Raw genomic sequence first — 19,059 nt, forward strand, 5'->3', positions numbered from 1 at the left:
TAACTATTCGAGCCGGGAGGCGTCCCCGCCTGCGCCCGGCCGGTCTCACGAAAGCGTTTACCTATGTCATCCCCCGATACCACCACGGTGCCTGGTGCGCACCAGCCGGTGAACTCCCGCGGCCGCGTCATCGTGGCGAGCCTGATCGGCACCACCGTGGAGTTCTACGACTTCTACGTCTACGCCACCGCGGCCGTGCTCGTCTTCCCGAAGCTCTTCTTCCCGGGCCAGAACGAGACCACCCAGCTGCTGAGCTCCTTCGCCGTCTTTGGCGTTGCGTTCGTCGCCCGCCCCCTCGGCTCCATCATCTTCGGCCACTTCGGTGACAAGTTCGGCCGCAAGGGGACCTTGGTAGCGTCGCTGCTGACCATGGGCATTGCGACCTTCCTGATCGGCTGCCTCCCTACGGCCCTGGTACCGGGCTGGGAATTCTGGGCACCGGCCCTGCTGGTGATCATGCGCTTTGCCCAAGGCTTGGCGCTGGGTGGCGAATGGAGCGGCGCGGCCCTGCTGGCCACGGAAAACGCCCCCGCCAACAAGCGGGCCATCTATGGCACCTTCCCGCAGCTGGGCGCCCCCATTGGCTTCATCATCGCCAACGTCATCTTCCTGGTGGCCAGCTACACGCTGACGCCGGAGGCCTTCCAGGCCTGGGGCTGGCGCGTGCCGTTCCTGCTCAGCGCCGTCATGGTGATCCTGGGCCTGTATGTCCGGCTCAAGCTGATCGAAACCCCCGCCTTCACCAAGGTGGTGGAATCCAACGAGGTCGCGAAGCTTCCGCTGGGCCGTGTCTTCAAGTCCAGCTGGCGCCAGCTGATCCTGGGCACGTTCATCATGCTGGCCACCTACGTGCTCTTCTACCTGATGACCACGTTTACGCTTACCTACGGCACCAAGCCCACGCTGGCCGGTGCGCAGGCGGCCGCCGAAAAGGCGGGAAAGCCCATGACTGAGGCTGCCGCTGCCGCGTTCGTTCCCGGCCTGGGCTACACCCGCAACGACTTCCTGTGGATGCTGATCGCCGGCGTCGTCTTCTTCGGCATCTTCACCCTGGTTTCCGGACCCCTGGCCGAAAAGTACGGCCGCCGCAAGATGCTTCTCGCGGTCACCGCCCGCATCTTCGTGTTCGGCCTGCTGTTCGTCCCGCTGTTCAGCGGCGGCTTCGCGGGCACCATGGGCCTGCTGATCCTTGGTTTCTCCCTGATGGGCCTGACCTTCGGGCCCATGGGGGCGCTGCTGCCGGAACTGTTCCCCACGAACGTCCGCTACACCGGCTCTGCCATCAGCTACAACTTCTCGTCCATCCTGGGTGCGGCGGTGGCGCCGTTCATCGCCGTCGCGCTGTGGGAAGCGGCCAAGGGCAGCCCCGTCCTGGTCGGCGTGTACCTGACGTCCATGGCCGTGCTGACCCTGATCGCGCTGTTCCTCACCCGCGAAACCCGCGACCTCGACTACGAGAACAACGTGGCCTGACAGTTCCTACGCCACAATGCCCGGCGCGGCCATCCGGCCCGCCGGGCTTTTTCATGCCCCGCGGGCGTAGCGGGCCACGAAGTTCTTCAGGACGGTCATTGGCTCGGTCACGGTGAACCGGCGCGCGGCCGCCATCAGCTCTTCGGCGGATTCCGGCGGGAAGTAACCGGCGTGCCGGTAGATATCGATCCGGGTCACCAGTCCCTCGGCGTCCAGTTCGGGGTGGAACTGGGTGGCATAGAGGTTGGTCTTGATGCGGAACATGTGGACCGGGCACGCTGCGGAGCGCGCCAGCAGGACGGCGTTCCCCGGCAGCGAACTGACGGCCTCCTTGTGGCCGGTGAACCCCGTAAACATCCGGGGGAGCCCGTGCAGCAGGGGATCCTGCAGTCCGGCGTCCGTCAGTTCGATCTCCACCGCTCCCAGCGGTTCCCCGTAGGTCCGGTCGATCACCGCGCCCTGGTGCGTGCCAAGGGTTCCCACCCCGTAGCAGGCGCCCAGGAACGGAAAGTCGAGGGCCACCACCTGGTCCAGGAGGCCTGAAAGCTCCCGTTCCACCCGGTGCTGGACCGCACTCTTGTCCGCGGGCGGGTCGCTGGAAGTGAACGGGCTGCCCCCGACGATCACGCCGGAGTACTGCGAAAGGTCCAGTGCGGGCAGCGGTGCTGCCTCAAGCCGTACCCGGTGCAGGTCCCGCTCCTCCAGGCCGCCATACCTCAGGTAGGCGGCGTACTCGTCCTCGGCGGCGGCGTCCTCGGCCCGGGAAGCGAGAAGCAGGAAAGGCAGCATCTGCTAAGTCTGCCTGTTGGCGCGGGCCCCTGCCAGCACCGGACGTGTCCGTGCCGGCAGGGTTTCGCCAAGGGTCAGGCGCCGGGCTGGGTCAAGGAACGGCGGGACTGGGGCCGGGCCGCGGGGTCGGCGTGCCGGTGCACCAGCTTCCAGTAGCCTTCCTCGCGGCGGAAGATGCTCGTGACGCGCAGCGCGAATTCCTCCGTGGCGGCCGCGGCATCCAGCCGTGCCCGGAAATGCTCGGTTTCCACGAGGTAGGCGGTGTCGCGGGCGGTGTAGGAGGTGACGGTGTCGAAGCCCAGCATCTCGCCGTCGCGGAACTGCCGCGCCGCCTGGTCAAGCCGGGCCTCCACCTGCGCCCAGCCGCGGGCGATGCCGCCGAACGGGTTGGCGAGGGTGACGTCGTCCTGCCGGGAGTACAGGTCCTTGATGGGAGCAGGGTTGCCCCGGGTGATTTCGGGAACCGCCTGGTGGTAGCGGTCCACTTCTTCCTGGAAACTTGGTGCAAGCATGGCCGGTGCAGCGCTTTCTAGTCTTCGATGGTGGCGATTATGGCGCCCGCGGACACCGTTTCGCCCGCCGTCGCGGTCAGCCCGGTGATGGTGCCGGAACGGTGCGCCGTCAACGGCTGCTCCATCTTCATGGCCTCCAGGACCACCACCAGGTCCCCTTCGGACACCACGTCACCGTGGGAAACAGCGACCTTCACGATTGTCCCCTGCATAGGGGAGGTAAGGGCGTTGCCGGTAGCGGCAGCGAGGCCGGCGGACCGGGACCGTTTCTTCGACTTGCCGGGCTTGCCCGCGGCTGCTGCGGTTCCGGGGGTGCCCAGGGATGCCGGGAGGACCACTTCCAGGCGCTTGCCGCCGACCTCGACGACGACCCGCTGGCGTTCGCCGGCGTCGGCCTCTTCATCCGTAGTGCCGCTCGGGGTCCAGGCGGGGATGTCGTTGACGAAGGCGGTTTCGATCCAGCGGGTGTGGACCTTGAACGGCCCTTCGGCCGGGGCGAAGTCGGGGTTGCTGACCACGGCGAGGTCGAACGGAATGACGGTGGGAATGCCTTCCACCACCATTTCCTCCAGTGCGCGGCGGGAGCGCTGCAGGGCCTGGGCGCGGCTGGCGCCGGTGACGACCAGCTTGGAGAGCATGGAGTCGAAGTTGCCGCTGATGACGTCGCCCTGCTCCACGCCGGAGTCGACCCGAACGCCGGGGCCGGTCGGGTTCTTCAGGGTGGTGATGGTGCCGGGGGAGGGCAGGAAGTTCCGGCCCGGGTCCTCGCCGGTGATGCGGAACTCGATCGAGTGGCCGCGGACCTCGGGGTCGCCGTAGCCGAGCTCCTCGCCGCGGGCCAGCCGGAACTGTTCGCGGACCAAGTCGATTCCGGTGACTTCCTCGGAGACGCAGTGCTCCACCTGGAGGCGCGTGTTGACTTCGAGGAAGGAGATGGTGCCGTCCTGGCCTACCAGGAACTCGCAGGTGCCGGCGCCGAGGTAGCCGGCCTCCTTGAGGATGGCCTTGGAGGATTCGTAGAGCCGCTGGTTCTGTTCCGCGGTGAGGAACGGGGCCGGGGCTTCCTCCACGAGTTTCTGGTTGCGGCGCTGCAGGGAGCAGTCGCGGGTGGAGACCACCACGACGTTGCCGTGCGCGTCGGCCAGGCACTGGGTCTCGACGTGGCGGGGGGCGTCCAGGAAGCGCTCAATGAAGCACTCGCCCCGGCCGAAGGCGGCGGTGGCTTCGCGGACGGCGGACTCGAAGAGTTCGGGGATTTCCTCGCGGGTGCGGGCCACCTTGATGCCGCGTCCGCCGCCGCCAAAGGCTGCCTTGATGGCGACCGGCAGGCCGAACTTGTCCACGAATTCGAGGATTTCCTCGGCGGATTCCACCGGATCGGCGGTGCCGGGGACCTGCGGGGCGCCGACCTTCTCGGCAATGTGACGGGCCTGCACCTTGTCGCCCAGGGCGGAGATGGCCTCGGGGGAGGGGCCGATCCAGGTGATGCCGGCGGCAATCACCTTGGCGGCGAATTCGGCGTTCTCGGCCAGGAATCCATAACCGGGGTGGATCGCGTCGGCGCCGGACTGGCGGGCGGCGTCGATGATCTTGTCCATCACCAGGTAGGACTCGGCGGCCGTGGTGCCACCCAGGGCATATGCCTCGTCAGCGAGCCGGACGTGGAGCGCATCGCGGTCCGGGTCGGCGTAGACGGCCACCGAGGCGATGCCTTCGTCCCGGGCCGCACGGATGATGCGGACGGCGATTTCCCCGCGGTTGGCGATCAGCACCTTTGTGAGGGTCGTCGACTGCGTGGGACCTGCGGACTGCTCCAAATTTGCTGACAAGGCGTCTCCTTCTTTCCTTCAGGGAGCCTAGCGCGGTTTTGAGGGTTCCGCCGATATTACTTGCGGAATCCGCGTGTAAACCAGCCTTCCTTTGTAGGGAAGCTACAAGGCATCCCGAAAATGAAGGTCTTACCGCGCGGGCCAGAGATCCGTGATGCGTACATTGGCGGCGGCAAGAAGGCCCCGGAGGGTGGAGACGGACAGGCCGACGACGGCGTGCGGGTCACCGTCGACCTTCCGGATGAAGGCGCCGCCCAGGCCGTCGATGGTGAACGAACCGGCGCAGTGCAGCGGCTCGCCGGTGGCGATGTAGGCGTCGATTTCCGCCGGTTCCATGTCCATGAAGGTGACCTCTGCGGAGGCGACCGCGCCGAGCGTGGCGCCCGAACCGCGGCCGCGGCTGCCGTCGTCGTCCGTGTCCCTGCAGTCCACCAGCCAATGGCCCGTGTGCAGCACCCCCGCGCTGCCGCTCATCCGGAGCATCCGGTCCCGGGCGACGTCGGCCGTGTAGGGCTTGCCGTGCGCCTCACCGTCGAACTCGAAGACGGAATCGCAGCCCAGCACCAGGGCACCCTCCGCTTCAGGCAGCGACGCCACGGCCACGGCCTTGGCCCTCGCGAGCAGCAGTGCGGTGTCGTGCGGGTCGGTGACGCCGTACCGCTCCTGGACAGCGGCCTCGTCGACGTCGGACACCAGGACCGTGTGCCGGATGCCGGCCTCGGCCAGGAGCTTGGTGCGGGCGGGGGACTGGGACGCGAGAATCAGATGGTGCACGGCTTCAGCCTAGTGGACCAGTTCGCCCGGGGCGGGAGCGGCCGGGCCACGGTTGAGCTTGGCCCCTTCCACGTCCACGTCCGGCAGGATCCGGTCCAGCCACCGCGGCAGCCACCAGGACCTGGCGCCCAGCAGGTACATCACGGCCGGGACAATGGTCATTCGGACCACGAAGGCGTCGAACAGGACACCGAAGGCCATGGCAAAGCCCAGCGGCCGGACCATGGTGAGGTGGCTGAAGATGAAGCCGGAGAACACGCTGACCATGATGATCGCAGCGGCTGTCACCACGGCGGCTGCGTGCCGGAAGCCCACCCGGACAGCTTCCTTGGCCTCGGAGCCGTGCATGTACGCCTCGCGCATGCCGGAGGCGATGAACACCTGGTAGTCCATGGCCAGCCCGAACAGCACGCCGATCAGGATGATGGGCAGGAAGCTGAGCACGGCGCCCGGGTTGGCGACGTCGAACACACCCCCCAGCCAGCCCCACTGGTACACCGCCACCACCGCGCCAAAGGCCGCCGACAGGGACAGCAGGAACCCGCCGGTGGCCAGCAGCGGGACCACGATGGAGCGGAACACCAGCAGCAACAGGACCAGGGAAAGCCCGACGACGATCGCCAGGTAGGGCGGCAGGGCGGCGCCGAGCTTGGTGGAGACATCCACGTTGCCCGCCGTCTGCCCGGTCAGGCCCATGGCGACGCCGTAGTCCGACTGGATTTCGCCGTTGAGTCCCCGCAGTTCAGCGACCACTTTGACGGTGCTCGCGCTGGCGGGGCCTTCCTTGGGAATGACCTGGAACACGGCGGTCCGGCGGTCCTCGCTGAGGGCCACCGGCACGGCGGCCACCACGTTGTCCACGGCGCGGAGCTTGTCCGCGATGTCGTACTGCAGCTTCTGCGCCTGGGCTGCGTCCAGGTTGGCGGGGAATTCGCCCACCGCCACGATTGGGCCCGTCACACCCTCGCCGAAGCTGCGCGCCGTCAGGTCATAGGCTTGGTAGGCCTCTGAGTCCACAGGCTCGGAGCCGCCATCCGGCAGGGCCAGCTGCAGCTGGGTGGCCGGGAGTGCCAGGGTGCCGAGCACCAGGACGCCGGCCACCAGGGCAACCCACGGGTGCCGGGTGACCAGTCCGCCCCAACCGCGCGTGCTGCGCTGCCGGTCTGTGGCGAGGTCCGCGGCTTCGTGGCCCGGCTCGGCGTTGTGCGCCTCGGCCTTGGCCCACGCCCGCCGGGAGATGATGCGGCGGCCGATCAGCGACAGCATGGCGGGGGTCAGCGTGATGGCCACGAGCACGGCCACCGCCACGGTCCCCGCCGCCGCAAGGCCCATGACGGTGAGGAACGGCAGCCCGGGGACCACCAGGGCAGCGAGGGCAATGATGACGGTGAGGCCGGCGAAGACCACCGCGTTGCCGGAGGTGCCGTTGGCCCGGGCCACCGATTCCTCTGCGTCCATGCCGGCCAGGAGCTGGGTGCGGTGCCGGTTGACGATGAACAGCGAGTAGTCGATGCCGACGGCGAGGCCGAGCATGAGGGCCAGCATGGGGGAGATGGAGCTCATGTCGAACAGGCCGGAGAGCGCAAAGGTGACGCCCACGCCCACGCCGACGCCCATGATGGCCATCAGCAGCGGCAGCCCGGCGGCGATCAGGGTACCCAGCATGAGGATCAGGACCAGCGCGGCGACCGCGATGCCCACGATCTCCGCTGTGCCGAACAGGGCCGAGATGTCCTCCGTGATTTCCTTGCTGGCCAGCGCCTTGACGCCGGCTGATGATGTTTCATGGGCGATGTCCTGGACCTGTTTCCGGACCGCCGGGCCCAGCCCGTTGATGGAGGTGTTGAACTGGACCTGGGCGACGGCGGCCTGGTTGTCCTCGGAGACGAAACGGATGGCGGATGCCGCCTGCGCCTGGCGTTTGCCGAGCTCCAGCTTGGCCTTGTTGGCCGCCAGTTCCCGGGTGCCGGCGTCGAGCTTGGCCTGGCCTGCCGCCAGCGCCGCCTTCTGCTGGCCGAGTTGGGCGTCGATCACTGCTGCCGGCGCCCCGGCGGCCGTGAGCTGCTGCTCGGCCGCGGCCAGCTGCGCCTTGCCGGCGTCCAGCTGGGCCCGGGAGGCGTCGAGCTGTGCCTGGGCGGCTGCCAGCTGCTGTTCACCGTCCGTGATCGCCTTGGCGGCCTGGTCTACCTGGGCCTGGGTGGCGAACGGGTCAACCGTGCCGCGGACCTCGGGCAGCGTCTGGAGCTTCTTCAGCGCGTCTGTGACGGCGGCGCGGCTCTGGTCCGTGAAGCCGCCGACCGGGGCTTCGAACACGATCGTCGCGCTGCCGCCGGAGGCGGACGGGAGGTCCTGCTTGAGCTTGTCAGCGATCCGCTGGGTCTCCGTTCCAGGGATCTGGAAGTTGTTGGACAGGGTGCCGTGGAATGCTGCGGCCGAGCCGCCGACGGCCACCAGCACGGCGAGCCACAAGGAGATGACAAGCCAGCGCCGGCGGTAGGAGAACTTGCCAAGGCGGTAGAGGAGGAGTGCCATGCGGAACCGATCTGATCAGGAGGAACGGGTAGCGGAAGGTGAAGCGGCGGGGGTGAAGCCTGTGCCCAGCAGGGCAATCGAATCAATCAGCAGTTGGCGGAGCTCGGTCAGGGAACCTGCCGTGAGGTCCGGGCCCCGCCTGCTGAACCAGACCTCCATGGCGGCTTTGCCGCAGGAGATGATGGAGCCGGCCAAGGCATGGACATACAGCTCGTCCTGCTCGCCCGGCGTGCCGGCGAGGCGCTCGCGGGCGACGGCGAAGACCTGCGCCCTGCAGTGGTCCCATGCCTCCAGTTCGGAGTGGGCCATCAGCGGGCTCTGCTGGGTCAGGGTGAACAGTTCCGCCAGCGGAGCGACGGCTTTGGGATCGGCCAGGGCCACCAGGGCCGCCTGGGCCGATTCGAGCATAGGCTCCTCTGCCGGGCGGAGCCGCAACTGTTGGATGGCGGTGTCCAGGAACCCGTGCACGATGGACGCCAAGGCCGCGTCGGTGCTGCTGAAGTAGTTGAAGAAGGTGCGGCGCGAGATTCCGGCGGCGTCGGCAATGTCCTCCACCGTGAAGTTTCCCGGGCCTTTGGCGCGCAGCAGTCCAAGGGCGGCGTCGGTGATCGCCTGCCTGGTGGCTGCCTTGTTCAACTCCCGCCGCGACTGCGGTGCCTGCTGGTCGTCGGGGGAGGGGAGGGTGGTTGGCACGTGATTACACTACGTGCAACTTTGCACTACATGCAAGTAAATTCCGGTTCGGATTCACAGGAGAACGAAAGGTTCCCAACAGCCTTTCCCGAACCTGTCGGTGGATGCTTGAGGGGTCTCGGTGAGAGAGGCATAAACCTACAGCCGTCGCAGGACGGCGAATCAGGAGACGAGAGATGTCACGTACCAAGAAGATGACCCTGGGCCTGTCAGCGGCTGCGCTGGTCCTTGGCGCCGGTATCGGAGTGGCCGGCATGGCCTCCGCAACCACCACGACGCCAACTCCCACGCCCAGCGCCAGCTCAAGCGCCTCGACTGACGGAGGCAACGGCGCCGCCCCCGGTGGCATGCACAGGCACGGCGGCCGCGGCGGCCACGGCGAAGACCAGGCTGCCGCGCTGGCCACCAAGCTCGGAGTGGACCAGGCCAAGGTCCAGGACGCGCTGAAGGCCTTCCGCGAAGCCAACAAGCCCACCGCCCCGGCTGACGGCCAGAAGCCGGACCCGGCCGCCCGCGAGGCAGCGCTTGCGAAGTCGCTGGCCGACGCGCTGGGAATTGACGAGTCGAAGGTGACGGCCGCCCTCCAGGAGATCCGCAGCGATGAGCAGTCTGAGCACGCTGCAGAGCTCAAGACCCGCCTGGATAAGGCTGTCACCGACGGAAAGCTGACGCAGGCCGAAGCCGATGCCGTAACCAAAGCGGTCCAGAACGGCGTGATCGGCGGTGGCGGGCGCTGACCGAAGCCCCGGGCCCGGCGGAACCATGGTTCCCCTGACCGGCAGAAGCCCCTAACAGTACGGAGTCCTTAAACAGCACGAAGTCCCCCGGGAAAATTTCCCGGGGGACTTCGTGCTGCGGGGCTGCTGGTTACGCCTTGGCGTCCTGCAGTTCGCGCGGAGCGGTGTCCGCACTGGTGCCGTCGGTGGGCCCACCGGCTGCGGCGTTATTGTCATCCACGAACGGGGTGCCGTTGCGCGGTGCGTTGTACAGCGACTCGTCCAGGATGCCCTGGCGCTTGGCCACGATGGTGGGAACCAGGGCCTGGCCTGCAACGTTCACGGCGGTGCGGCCCATGTCCAGGATGGGGTCGATGGCGAGCAGGAGCCCGACGCCGGCCAGCGGCAGTCCCAGCGTGGAGAGGGTCAGCGTCAGCATCACCACGGCGCCGGTGGTGCCGGCGGTCGCTGCGGAGCCCAGCACGGAGACCAGGGCGATCAGCACGTACTGGCTGAAGTCCAGGTGGATACCGAAGAACTGGGCCACGAAGATCGCGGACACGGCCGGGTAGATGGCGGCGCAGCCGTCCATCTTGGTGGTGGCACCCAGCGGCACTGCGAAGGAAGCGTAGGCACGCGGGACGCCCAGGCTGCGTTCAGTGACGCGCTGGGTCAGCGGCAGGGTGCCCACCGAGGAACGGGACACGAAGGCCAGCTGGACGGCAGGCCACACACCGGAGAAGTACTGCTTGATGGACAGGCCGTGGCTGCGGACCAGGATGGGGTAGACCCCGAACAGCACCAGGGCCAGGCCAACGTAGATCGCGACGGCGAACTTGCCGAGCGAGCCGATGGTGTCCCAGCCGTAGACTGCGACGGCGTTGCCGATCAGGCCGATGGTGCCGAGCGGGGCGATGCGGATGATCCACCACAGCACTTTCTGGATGACGGCAAGGGCCGAGGCGTTCAGGTTCAGGAAGGGCTCAGCGGCCTTGCCAACCTTGAGGGCCGCAACGCCGACGGCGATGGCGATCACCAGGATCTGCAGGACGTTGAAGCTGACCGAGGTGGTGACTGCGCCGGAGTCGCCAACGGTGGAACTGGCGCCGAGGCCCAGGAAGTTCTTGGGAAAGAGGCCTACGAGGAACGCCCACCAGTCACCGGATTTGCCGGTGTACTTGGCTTCCTCGGTGATGCCGGTGTTGGCGCCGGGCTGCAGCAGTACGCCCAGGCCGATGCCGATCAGCACCGCAATCAGGGACGTGATGGCGAACCACAGGAGCGTGTTCCATGCCAGCCTGGCAGCGTTGGACACCTGGCGCAGGTTGGAGATGGAGCTGACGACGGCGGTGAAGATCAACGGAACCACGGCGGTCTGCAGCAGCGAGACGTAGCTCGAGCCGATGGTCTGCAGCGTGGCGCCGAGGGCGTTCGGGTTGGCCTTGGTGCTGCCGGTGTACTTGGCCAGCAGGCCGAGGCCAAGGCCCACGACGAGGGCGGCAATGATCTGGAAGCCGAAGGAGGCCGCCCACCTGGGCAACTGGAATCCGGTCTTCCCCGCGGAGGATGGGGTGCTTGTCTGAGTGGTCACCAGAACAAGCTAGACCTGCACCGCATACCACGTCGAAAGAATATTGAGAAATATTACGCAGCCGCAATTACGCCCGGCGCTCCAAAACCCCTGAAAACCAAGGCAGGCAGCGGCTTGTGTTACATATTCCCGGCAAGGGTGTGCTTAATGTCTCGCACCCCCGGTGGTTGAGCCTGTCGAAACCGAGGGGGTTTCGACAGGCTCAACCAGGGCCTTGGTGTGGAACTCCTTGAGGTCGAACCCCGGCCGGGACTCAAGTTCGGCGCGGATTTGTTCCCAGAGCCGCTGGCCCACTTTGTAGGAGGGTGCCTGGCCCGGCCAGCCGAGGTAGCGGGTGAACTCGAAGTTGAGCTGGCCTTCGCTGATGGGGAGGTTTTCCTTGAGGAAGCCGTAGCCCTTGTCGGCGGTCCAGGTGCCGGTTCCCCAGCGTTCGGGCATGTCCAGTTCGAGGTGCACGCCGATGTCGAAGACGACGCGGGCGGCCCGCATGCGCTGCATGTCCAGCATTCCCATGTGGTCGCCGGGGTCGGTGAGGTAGCCGAGTTCCTGCATGAGTTTCTCGGCGTAGAGGGCCCAGCCTTCGCCGTGCCCGGAGGTCCAGCAGACGTTGCGGCGCCAGTTGTTCAGGAGTTCGCGCCGGTAGGTGGCGGTGGCTACCTGGAGGTGGTGGCCGGGGACGCCTTCGTGGTAGACGGTGGTGGTTTCGGCCCAGGTGGTGAAGGTGTCCTCGCCGGCGGGGACGGACCACCACATGCGGCCGGGGCGGCTGAAGTCGTCGGACGGGCCGGTGTAGTAGATGCCGCCCTCGTCCGTGGGGGCGATCCGGCATTCGAGGGTCTTCATGACATCCGGGATGTCGAAGTGCACGCCGGCGAGACCGGCCATGGCCTTGTCAGAGAGGTCCTGCATCCATGCCTGCAGTGCGTCGGTGCCTTTCAACTGCCGTGCGGGATCGTCGTTGAGGATTTCCTTGGCTTCGGCGATGGTGGCGCCGGCCTTGATGGTGGCGGCAACGCGTTCCTGTTCGGCGATGAGGCGGTCCAGTTCCTGGACGCCCCAGGCGTACGTTTCTTCGAGGTCCACTTCGGCGCCGAGGAATGAGCGGGAAGCCAGTGCGTAACGTGCCCTGCCCACGGCGTCCTTCTCAGGCGCGGCCGGGAGCAGTTCGGTGCGCAAGAACTTTGCCAGCCCGGCGTAGGCGCTGCGGGCGGCGCCGGCTCCGGCGTCGAGCTTGTCCTGAAGTGCCGCGGGCAGCGGCCCGTCAGCGGTGGCTGCACCGGCGGCCAGCTTGGCGAAGAATCCGTCTGCTGCCGCGTACTTGGTCACCTGTTCGATGACGATCCGCACCTGCCGGGCGGCGGCCACCCGGCCGGCGTCCCGGGCCATGCGCAGGGATTCGATATAGCCGCTGATGGCGGCCGGCACGTTGCTTGCGCGGCCGGCGATGTGTTCCCAGTCCTGCCCGGTAGCGGTGGGCATGAGGTCGAAGATGGCCCTGATGTCCTGCGCGGGGGAGGCGATGTTGTTCAGTTCGGCGTACTCCCAGCCGGAGGCGTGGATCAGCAGTTGCAGGCCGAGCCGCTCCCGCATGGCATCCAGGGTGACGGCGTCCACGTCGTCTTCCGGCTCCAGGCCCTCCAGTGAGGCCAGTGCGTCCCGCGCGGCCTCGGCGAATCCGGCGATGCCTGCGGGGGAGAAGTCCTGGTATTCCGTCTCATGGCCCTGTAGGCCAAGGGTGGTGGCGAATGTCGGGTTGAGCCTGATCAGGGTGTCCGTGTAAGCGTCAGCGACGGCGTCGATGCGGGTATGCGGGCGCGCGGCGGGTGCGGTGTCTGTAGTCACATTCCGAGACTACCCGGCTGGGCGGACCGGGTGGGGAAGGTCAGCTGTGGCTGCGCTTCCACGCTCCCGGCCCGGGGGTGGGGGCGAGTCGAAGCTGCTGCCGCCGCACCCAGTGCCGCACGCTGGGGGACTTGGCGGGGGCTGGGCTTTCCCCGCCCAGGGAAAGGACGACGGCGGTGAGTGCGGCCAGCTCCTCGGCGTTCGGCTGTCCTTTGACGACAGAAAGCAGCGGAGCGGCAGGGGTTTCGGCAGGCTGAACCACCGGCTCTTGACCGGACGTCACAGCGGGATGTTCCCGTGCTTCTTGGCGGGGAGGCTGGCGCGTTTGTCGCGCAGTGCCCGCAGGCCCTTGATGATCTGGACGCGGGTCTCGGAGGGGGCGATCACGGCGTCCACATAGCCCAGTTCTGCCGCCTGGTAGGGGTTGAGGAGTTCTTCCTCGTACTGCCGGATGACCTCGGCGCGGCGGGCTTCGACGTCCCCGCCATCTTCCGCTACGGCGGCGAGGTCGCGGCGGTAGAGGATGTTAACGGCACCCTGGGCACCCATGACGCCGATCTGCGCGGTGGGCCACGCCAGGTTCAGGTCGGCGCCAAGCTTCTTGGAGCCCATCACGATGTAGGCGCCCCCGTAGGCCTTGCGGGTGATGACGGTGAGCTTGGGGACGGTGGCCTCGGCGTATGCGTAGAGGAGCTTGGCGCCGCGCCGGATGATGCCCTGGAACTCCTGGTCCTTGCCGGGAAGGAAGCCGGGAACGTCCACCAGGGTGATGATGGGGATGTTGAAGGCGTCGCAGTGGCGGACGAACCGGGCCGCTTTTTCGGATGCGGCGATGTCCAGGGTGCCGGCGAACTGCAGCGGCTGGTTGGCAACGATGCCCACCGTATGGCCCTCCACGCGGCCGTAGCCGATCATCACGTTGGGTGCGTAAAGTGCCTGCATCTCAAGGAAGTGCCCGTCGTCGACGATCTGTTCGACGACGGCCCGCATGTCGTAGGGCTGGTTGGCGGAGTCCGGAACCAGCGCGTCCAGGGCGAGGTCGTCGTCGTCGACCTCCAGCTCCTGCTGGTGTCCCAGCACGGGTGCCTCCGAGAGATTGTTGGAGGGCAGGAAGTCCAGCAGTTCGCGCACGAACTCGATGGCGTCGGTTTCGTCGGAGGCCAGGTAGGTGGACGTTCCGGTGGTGGCGTTGTGCTGCCGGGCGCCACCCAGCGTTTCCATGTCCACGTCCTCGCCGGTGACTGTCTTAATGACGTCGGGGCCGGTGATGAACATGTGGGAGGTCTTGTCCACCATCACCACGTAGTCGGTGAGGGCGGGGGAGTAGGCGGCGCCGCCGGCGGAGGGGCCCATGATGAGCGAGATCTGCGGCACCACGCCGGACGCGTGGACGTTGTTCCGGAAGATGTCCGCGAACATGGCCAGGGACGCCACGCCTTCCTGGATGCGTGCGCCGCCGCCGTCCAGGATGCCCACCACGGGGCAGCCGTTGCGGAGTGCGAATTCCTGGACCTTGACGATCTTTTCGCCGTTGACTTGGCTCAGCGATCCGCCGTAGACGCTGAAGTCCTGGCTGTAGACGGCCACCAGGCGGCCGTCAACGGTGCCGTAGCCGGAGACCAGGCCGTCGCCCAGCGGCTTCTTCTTTTCCATGCCGAAGGCCGTGGAGCGGTGCACGGCGAGGGCGTCGAATTCAACAAACGAGTCTTCGTCCAGCAGCAGTTCGATGCGTTCGCGGGCGGTGTTTTTGCCGCGGGCATGCTGCTTTTCGATGGCCTCGGGGCCGGAGGGCTGTGCGGCACGCGCCTGGCGGTCGCGGAAATCTGCGATCTTTCCCGCTGTCGTTGTCAGATCGTGGCTCATCAAGTGTCTCCGGCTCTGTAGCAAGTCAGTTCTGTTGGCTGGCGGTCCGAATTGGCGGGAGCTTTAAGTAGCATCCACACAAAAGACGAACCCTGCTGGCAAGTCTAATGACGCATTCGGCGCCCGCAGCTGTAGGGAACCTACAATTTTCTGTCGTTCCAGCACCCTCTCCGTTATGTTACCCGCCAGTAACTTAGTTGGGTTACAGTGTTCCCATGACTTCAAGCAATGAGGCTTTGCAGACGCCCGAGAGCCCCTACCGGGCGGCTGGTTCCCTGGCGGGTCGCACCATTCTGATCTCCGGCGGAAGCCGCGGAATCGGCCTGGCCATCGCCAAGAGGGCGGCCCGGGACGGCGCCAACATTGTGCTCCTGGCCAAAACCGGCAATCCGCACCCGAAATTGGCGGGCACCGTCTTTACCGCCGCCGAGGAACTGGTAGAGGCGGGCGGCCAGGCGTTGCCGCTGGTGGGCGACGTCCGCCGGGACGAGGACGTCGCAGGAGCCGTGGCCGCAGCCATGGAACGCTTCGGCGGCATCGACGTCGTCGTCAACAACGCCTCGGCCATCGACCTCTCCACCACTGACGCCGTCGAGATGAAAAAATACGACCTCATGCAGGACATCAACGTCCGCGGAACCTTCCTGCTGTCCAAGCTCGCGCTCCCCGCGCTGCGGGCCTCGGCGCGGGGGCATATCCTGACGCTGTCCCCGCCGCTGAACCTGCACCCCTCCTGGGCAGGGAAACACCTCGCCTACACCATGGCCAAGTACGGGATGAGCCTGACCACGCTGGGCCTGGCCGAGGAACTGAAAGCCGACGGCGTCCGGGTGAACTCCCTGTGGCCGTGCACCCTGATCGACACGGCAGCCATCCGCAACATGCCCCACGGCGAAAAAATGGTGCTGGCCGCCCGGGGCCCGCACATCATGGCCGATGCCGCCCACGCCATCCTGACGGGAAGCCACCTTGCCGCCGGAGATGCGGCGTCAGGCAACTTCTATACGGACGAGCAGGTTCTGGCGGCCGCGGGCGTCACGGACTTCCGTCCCTACAGCCTTGGTGCACCGGAAGACCAGTTGGTTCCGGACATCTTCCTTTAGGACAGACTGCTTCCACCCGGTCCACACGCCACCGCCATTGCCGGCAGGTGTACGGTCGGCCCGTGCGCCGTCCCGGGGGATTCTAGGCTGCTCGGTAGTCTTCAGCTTCGCTCGGTAGGATTCAGGTATGGATGACGCGCACGTACCGGGCACCCCCCTGAACCGAATGGACCTGGCAGACCAGCGTTTCCTTTCCGCCACCGGCATCCCCCGGATCGACGTCGTGGACTCGACCGGTTCCACCAATGCCGACCTCCTGCGGGCCGTCACGGTGGAACCCGGGGCGTGGCCGGATCTTTCGGTCCTGACCGCCGAATACCAGACAGCCGCCCGGGGCCGGCTGGACAGGCGTTGGGAAGCGCCACCGCTGAGCTCGGTGTCCGTCTCCGTGGTGTTGCGCCCCGTCAACGCGGACGGCCGCCCGCTCCCCACGCAGAGCTACTCCTGGTTGTCCCTGATCGCCGCCCTTGCGCTGCGTGAGACCTTGCTGGAGACCGCCGGCATCCCGGCCGAGCTCAAGTGGCCCAACGATGTCCTGGTGCGCGGCCGGAAGATCGCCGGCATCCTGGCCCAGCTTGGCCCGATGGCGGACGGCAATGTGCCGCCCGTCGTCCTGGGCACCGGATTGAACGTCACCCTGCGTGAACGCGAACTCCCGGTCCCCACCGCGACGTCGGTGGCGCTCGAAGGTGCCCGGACCACCGACCGCACCGCCCTGCTGAAGAGCTACCTGGCCCATTTCGCCACCCTCTACCGCAGTTTCTGCAACGCCGACGGCGACCCCACGGCCGGGTTGGCCGGCGGCCCTTCCCTGCACAAGCGGGTGGAGGCCGTGATGGTTACGCTCGGCAAGCAGGTGCGGGCACAGCTGCCCGGCGACCACGAGATCATTGGACACGCCTCCCGGCTGGATGACTACGGCTCCCTGCTGGTGGTGGACCGCGACGCGCGGGAGCACGTGGTGACCGCCGGCGACGTAGTGCACCTGCGGCCGTGGACATCACCGGAAGAACCCGGCCAAGGCGGTTATGCGTAGAAGCCTCGTTCCCGGGGAACAAGTTATCGTCACCACCCGCCCCCAGCCCAGGAAACTGGCCGGTGCAGCCGCAGCCTTCGTACTGGCGCCGGCGCTGGCAGCCTTCGCCAGCGCCTGGATCATCCGCGGCGGCGCTGCCCGGGTGGCGCCGGCCCTGGGCCGGCAATGGACGTCATGGCTCGTCGCCTGCTGCGTCCTTGCAGCAGCCGCCGTATGGCTGGGCTACTGCCTGCCGCGGCTGCTCCGCTGGCAAGGCACCCGTTACACCCTGACCAGCCAGCGGATGGTGGCCCGGTACGGCGTACTGAACCGCCGCGACCAACAGGTGAACCTGGTGTCCGTGCGTAACCTGACCGTCCACGAATCCCTGCTTCAGCGGTTGGTGCGCTCCGGGAATATATCCTTGGAAACCGGGCACCAGGGCGTGGTGACCTTTCCTGACGTGCCCGAGGTTGCCCGGTTCCGCGACTTTATCCTCGACGCCATCGGGGAACTGCCGGACGACACTGAGGCCCGGCCGGGCGCGACGTACTATCCCGCCGGGGCTTTTCCGGAGGACATGAGAGAAGGTGGACGGGATGACCGATGAGGACCAGCAGGAACGCGTCAACAGCATCGATCCCGGCTCCGCCGCCGTCGACACCGCCGCAGGATTCCAGGGCGAACCGGCTGCCGGGGACACCCGGCCTGCATCGGAGCCACCCGCGTCCGAACCCGCACCACCGGAAGCCGCCGCGGACAGGCACCCGCCTACCGGCGCCATGTCTGCCGAACGCCTCGCCATGAAAGCCCTGGAAGCAAGGCTCCTCGGCGGGGAACGCAAGCTCCGTCGTCGTGAAGTGGCCGCCGGCGCAGGCCTCTCCCTCCTCTCCGCCCGCAAACTCTGGCGCGCCCTGGGGTTCCCGAACTTCGGCGACGACGACGTTGCCTTCACCGAACGCGACCAGGCGGCCCTGTCCACCATGGTGGACCTGGTCCGCGCCGGCAAGCTCACCGAAGAAGCGGCCATCTCGGTCACGCGCGCCATCGGCCAAATGACGGACCGGATGGTCGTGTGGCAGATCGAGGCCCTCGTGGAAGACATGGTCCACGAGCAGGGCGTCACGGACGCCGTCGCCCGCAAGCGCCTCGTCAACGAACTTCCCGCCCTGGTGGACGCACTCGAGGAAGTGCTCGTCTACTCCTGGCGCCGCCAGCTCAACGCGGGCGTCCAACGGCTCGCCGTACGCGCCGAGGCCGGCCTCCAGGCCAGCGAGGAGGGCCGCGAGGGCGACGAGGACGACGCCCCGCTGCCTCTGGCCCGCGCCGTTGGCTTCGCCGACCTGGTGTCCTACACCAGCCTGTCCCGGCGGATGAACGAAAAGACGCTGGCCCGGCTGGTCCAGCGGTTCGAAAACAAGTGCGCCGAAATCATCTCGGTGGGCGGCGGCCGGCTGGTCAAGACCGTGGGCGACGAAGTCCTCTACATCGCCGAAACCCCAGCCGCCGGCGCCGAGATCTCCCTGGCGCTCGCCGAAGCTTTCACCGCCGACGAAATCCTTCCCGAAGCCCGGGTGGCCATGGTCTGGGGAAGGATCCTGTCCCGCCTCGGCGACATCTACGGCCCCACCGTCAACCTGGCGGCCCGCCTGACCACACTCGCCGACCCGGGAACCGTGCTGGTGGACTCCATGACCGCCTCCGCCCTGGAGCACGACGAGCGGTTCGTCATGATTCCGCAGGACCCGGAAAATGTCCGCGGGTTCGGTGAAATCAAACCGGTCCGCCTCACCCGTGGACGCGGCAAAGGCCTGGTCCTGGACTAGGAGCCGCACCTGCCCCGGGTGCTGCCGGCCGGCCGAAAACAATTTGTCCACTTGTTGGCGGATAGCGGTATGGTTGTGGTGCCCGGAGTCCAGTGACACCGGCTGCCGGCAGGGGCAGAGAGCTATCGGGGGATAACACTTCATGAAACGTCGGGACCAAACGCGCGCTGAAAGCCCTGCTTCAGCCATGCCCTGGAAGCGCCGGCTGCTGCGCTCGCGGTGGTTCGCCGGTACTGCGTTTGGTGTGGTGGTGGCGGTGGTGGTGACGGGTGCGGTGTTGTATCCGGGGTTTAAGACCACTGAGGTTGAGTTGAATGATGGTGGCGTCTGGGTGGTGTCCAAGACCAAGAATGCTGTGGGGCGCCTTAATTATCCTTCGCGGGTGTTGGATGGTGCGGTGACGCCGGCGTCGACGACGTTTGATGTGTTGCAGCATGCCGGTGAGGTGTTTGTTGATGATGCGACTGGTTCGACGTTGAATCAGGTGTCGCCGGCGAATAT

At 67.2% G+C, this 19,059-nt stretch carries 17 protein-coding genes; 7 read left to right on the forward strand and 10 right to left on the reverse strand.

Annotation, left to right across the window (positions count from 1 at the left end):
- The first annotated feature begins 63 nt into the window (after nt 1-63).
- Entirely contained in the window at nt 64-1,473 is a 1,410-nt protein-coding gene (locus AB4Y79_RS11645) for an MFS transporter (RefSeq protein ID WP_441861745.1), read from the forward strand.
- Between the two features lie 51 nt (nt 1,474-1,524).
- Here AB4Y79_RS11645 and AB4Y79_RS11650 read toward each other — a convergent pair whose 3' ends face one another.
- The 6 genes from AB4Y79_RS11650 to AB4Y79_RS11675 all read right to left on the reverse strand — a co-directional run bounded on the left by AB4Y79_RS11650 (nt 1,525) and on the right by AB4Y79_RS11675 (nt 8,602).
- Entirely contained in the window at nt 1,525-2,262 is a 738-nt protein-coding gene (locus AB4Y79_RS11650; RefSeq protein WP_441861748.1) for a glutamine amidotransferase, read from the reverse strand.
- Nucleotides 2,263-2,336: 74 nt separating this feature from the next.
- Nucleotides 2,337-2,774, reverse strand: coding sequence for a YybH family protein (locus AB4Y79_RS11655; RefSeq protein ID WP_441861751.1), 438 nt, complete (start codon nt 2,772-2,774; stop codon nt 2,337-2,339).
- Nucleotides 2,775-2,791: 17 nt separating this feature from the next.
- On the reverse strand, nt 2,792-4,603 hold the full coding sequence (locus AB4Y79_RS11660; RefSeq protein ID WP_441861754.1) for an acetyl/propionyl/methylcrotonyl-CoA carboxylase subunit alpha: 1,812 nt from the start codon (nt 4,601-4,603) through the stop codon (nt 2,792-2,794).
- Nucleotides 4,604-4,732: 129 nt separating this feature from the next.
- Nucleotides 4,733-5,377 (reverse strand): Maf family protein, encoded by a 645-nt coding sequence (locus AB4Y79_RS11665; protein ID WP_441861756.1) that lies wholly within the window; start codon nt 5,375-5,377, stop codon nt 4,733-4,735.
- A 9-nt stretch (nt 5,378-5,386) separates the two neighbouring features.
- Entirely contained in the window at nt 5,387-7,909 is a 2,523-nt protein-coding gene (locus AB4Y79_RS11670) for an MMPL family transporter (protein ID WP_441861759.1), read from the reverse strand.
- Between the two features lie 15 nt (nt 7,910-7,924).
- Nucleotides 7,925-8,602, reverse strand: a complete 678-nt coding sequence (locus tag AB4Y79_RS11675) for a TetR/AcrR family transcriptional regulator (protein WP_441861761.1) — start codon at nt 8,600-8,602, stop codon at nt 7,925-7,927.
- A gap of 176 nt (nt 8,603-8,778) precedes the next feature.
- Here AB4Y79_RS11675 and AB4Y79_RS11680 point away from each other — a divergent pair, with 176 nt between their 5' ends.
- A complete protein-coding gene (locus tag AB4Y79_RS11680) occupies nt 8,779-9,339 on the forward strand; it encodes a hypothetical protein (RefSeq protein WP_441861764.1) in 561 nt (186 codons plus the stop codon).
- A 130-nt stretch (nt 9,340-9,469) separates the two neighbouring features.
- Here AB4Y79_RS11680 and AB4Y79_RS11685 read toward each other — a convergent pair whose 3' ends face one another.
- The 4 genes from AB4Y79_RS11685 to AB4Y79_RS11700 form a co-directional block, all read right to left on the reverse strand.
- A complete protein-coding gene (locus tag AB4Y79_RS11685; RefSeq protein WP_441861766.1) occupies nt 9,470-10,909 on the reverse strand; it encodes a dicarboxylate/amino acid:cation symporter in 1,440 nt (479 codons plus the stop codon).
- A gap of 144 nt (nt 10,910-11,053) precedes the next feature.
- Nucleotides 11,054-12,751 carry a DUF885 domain-containing protein gene (locus tag AB4Y79_RS11690; protein WP_441861769.1) on the reverse strand — a complete coding sequence of 566 codons (1,698 nt, stop codon included), beginning with the start codon at nt 12,749-12,751 and terminating at the stop codon, nt 11,054-11,056.
- Between the two features lie 40 nt (nt 12,752-12,791).
- Nucleotides 12,792-13,034, reverse strand: a complete 243-nt coding sequence (locus AB4Y79_RS11695) for an acyl-CoA carboxylase subunit epsilon (protein WP_441861772.1) — start codon at nt 13,032-13,034, stop codon at nt 12,792-12,794.
- Nucleotides 13,031-14,614, reverse strand: coding sequence for an acyl-CoA carboxylase subunit beta (locus AB4Y79_RS11700; RefSeq protein ID WP_441861775.1), 1,584 nt, complete (start codon nt 14,612-14,614; stop codon nt 13,031-13,033). The genes AB4Y79_RS11695 and AB4Y79_RS11700 overlap by 4 nt, the downstream gene beginning before the upstream one ends.
- Nucleotides 14,615-14,829: 215 nt before the next feature.
- On the opposite strand from AB4Y79_RS11700, the gene AB4Y79_RS11705 reads away from it, so the two are divergent.
- The 5 genes from AB4Y79_RS11705 to AB4Y79_RS11725 form a co-directional block, all read left to right on the forward strand.
- Nucleotides 14,830-15,717: an SDR family oxidoreductase gene (locus AB4Y79_RS11705; protein ID WP_441861778.1), complete on the forward strand. Its 888-nt coding sequence runs from the start codon at nt 14,830-14,832 to the stop codon at nt 15,715-15,717.
- Nucleotides 15,718-15,844: 127 nt separating this feature from the next.
- Nucleotides 15,845-16,753, forward strand: a complete 909-nt coding sequence (locus AB4Y79_RS11710) for a biotin--[acetyl-CoA-carboxylase] ligase (protein WP_441861781.1) — start codon at nt 15,845-15,847, stop codon at nt 16,751-16,753.
- A complete protein-coding gene (locus AB4Y79_RS11715) occupies nt 16,746-17,342 on the forward strand; it encodes a PH domain-containing protein (protein WP_441861784.1) in 597 nt (198 codons plus the stop codon). Before AB4Y79_RS11710 ends, AB4Y79_RS11715 begins: the two co-directional genes overlap by 8 nt.
- Nucleotides 17,332-18,558 carry an adenylate/guanylate cyclase domain-containing protein gene (locus AB4Y79_RS11720; RefSeq protein WP_441861787.1) on the forward strand — a complete coding sequence of 409 codons (1,227 nt, stop codon included), beginning with the start codon at nt 17,332-17,334 and terminating at the stop codon, nt 18,556-18,558. Before AB4Y79_RS11715 ends, AB4Y79_RS11720 begins: the two co-directional genes overlap by 11 nt.
- Before the next feature lie 187 nt (nt 18,559-18,745).
- Nucleotides 18,746-19,059 (forward strand): hypothetical protein (locus AB4Y79_RS11725; RefSeq protein ID WP_441861789.1); only part of this gene is annotated, 314 nt, incomplete at its 3' end.

The organism is Pseudarthrobacter sp. YAF2, assembly GCF_052113345.1.
Classification (GTDB): domain Bacteria; phylum Actinomycetota; class Actinomycetes; order Actinomycetales; family Micrococcaceae; genus Arthrobacter.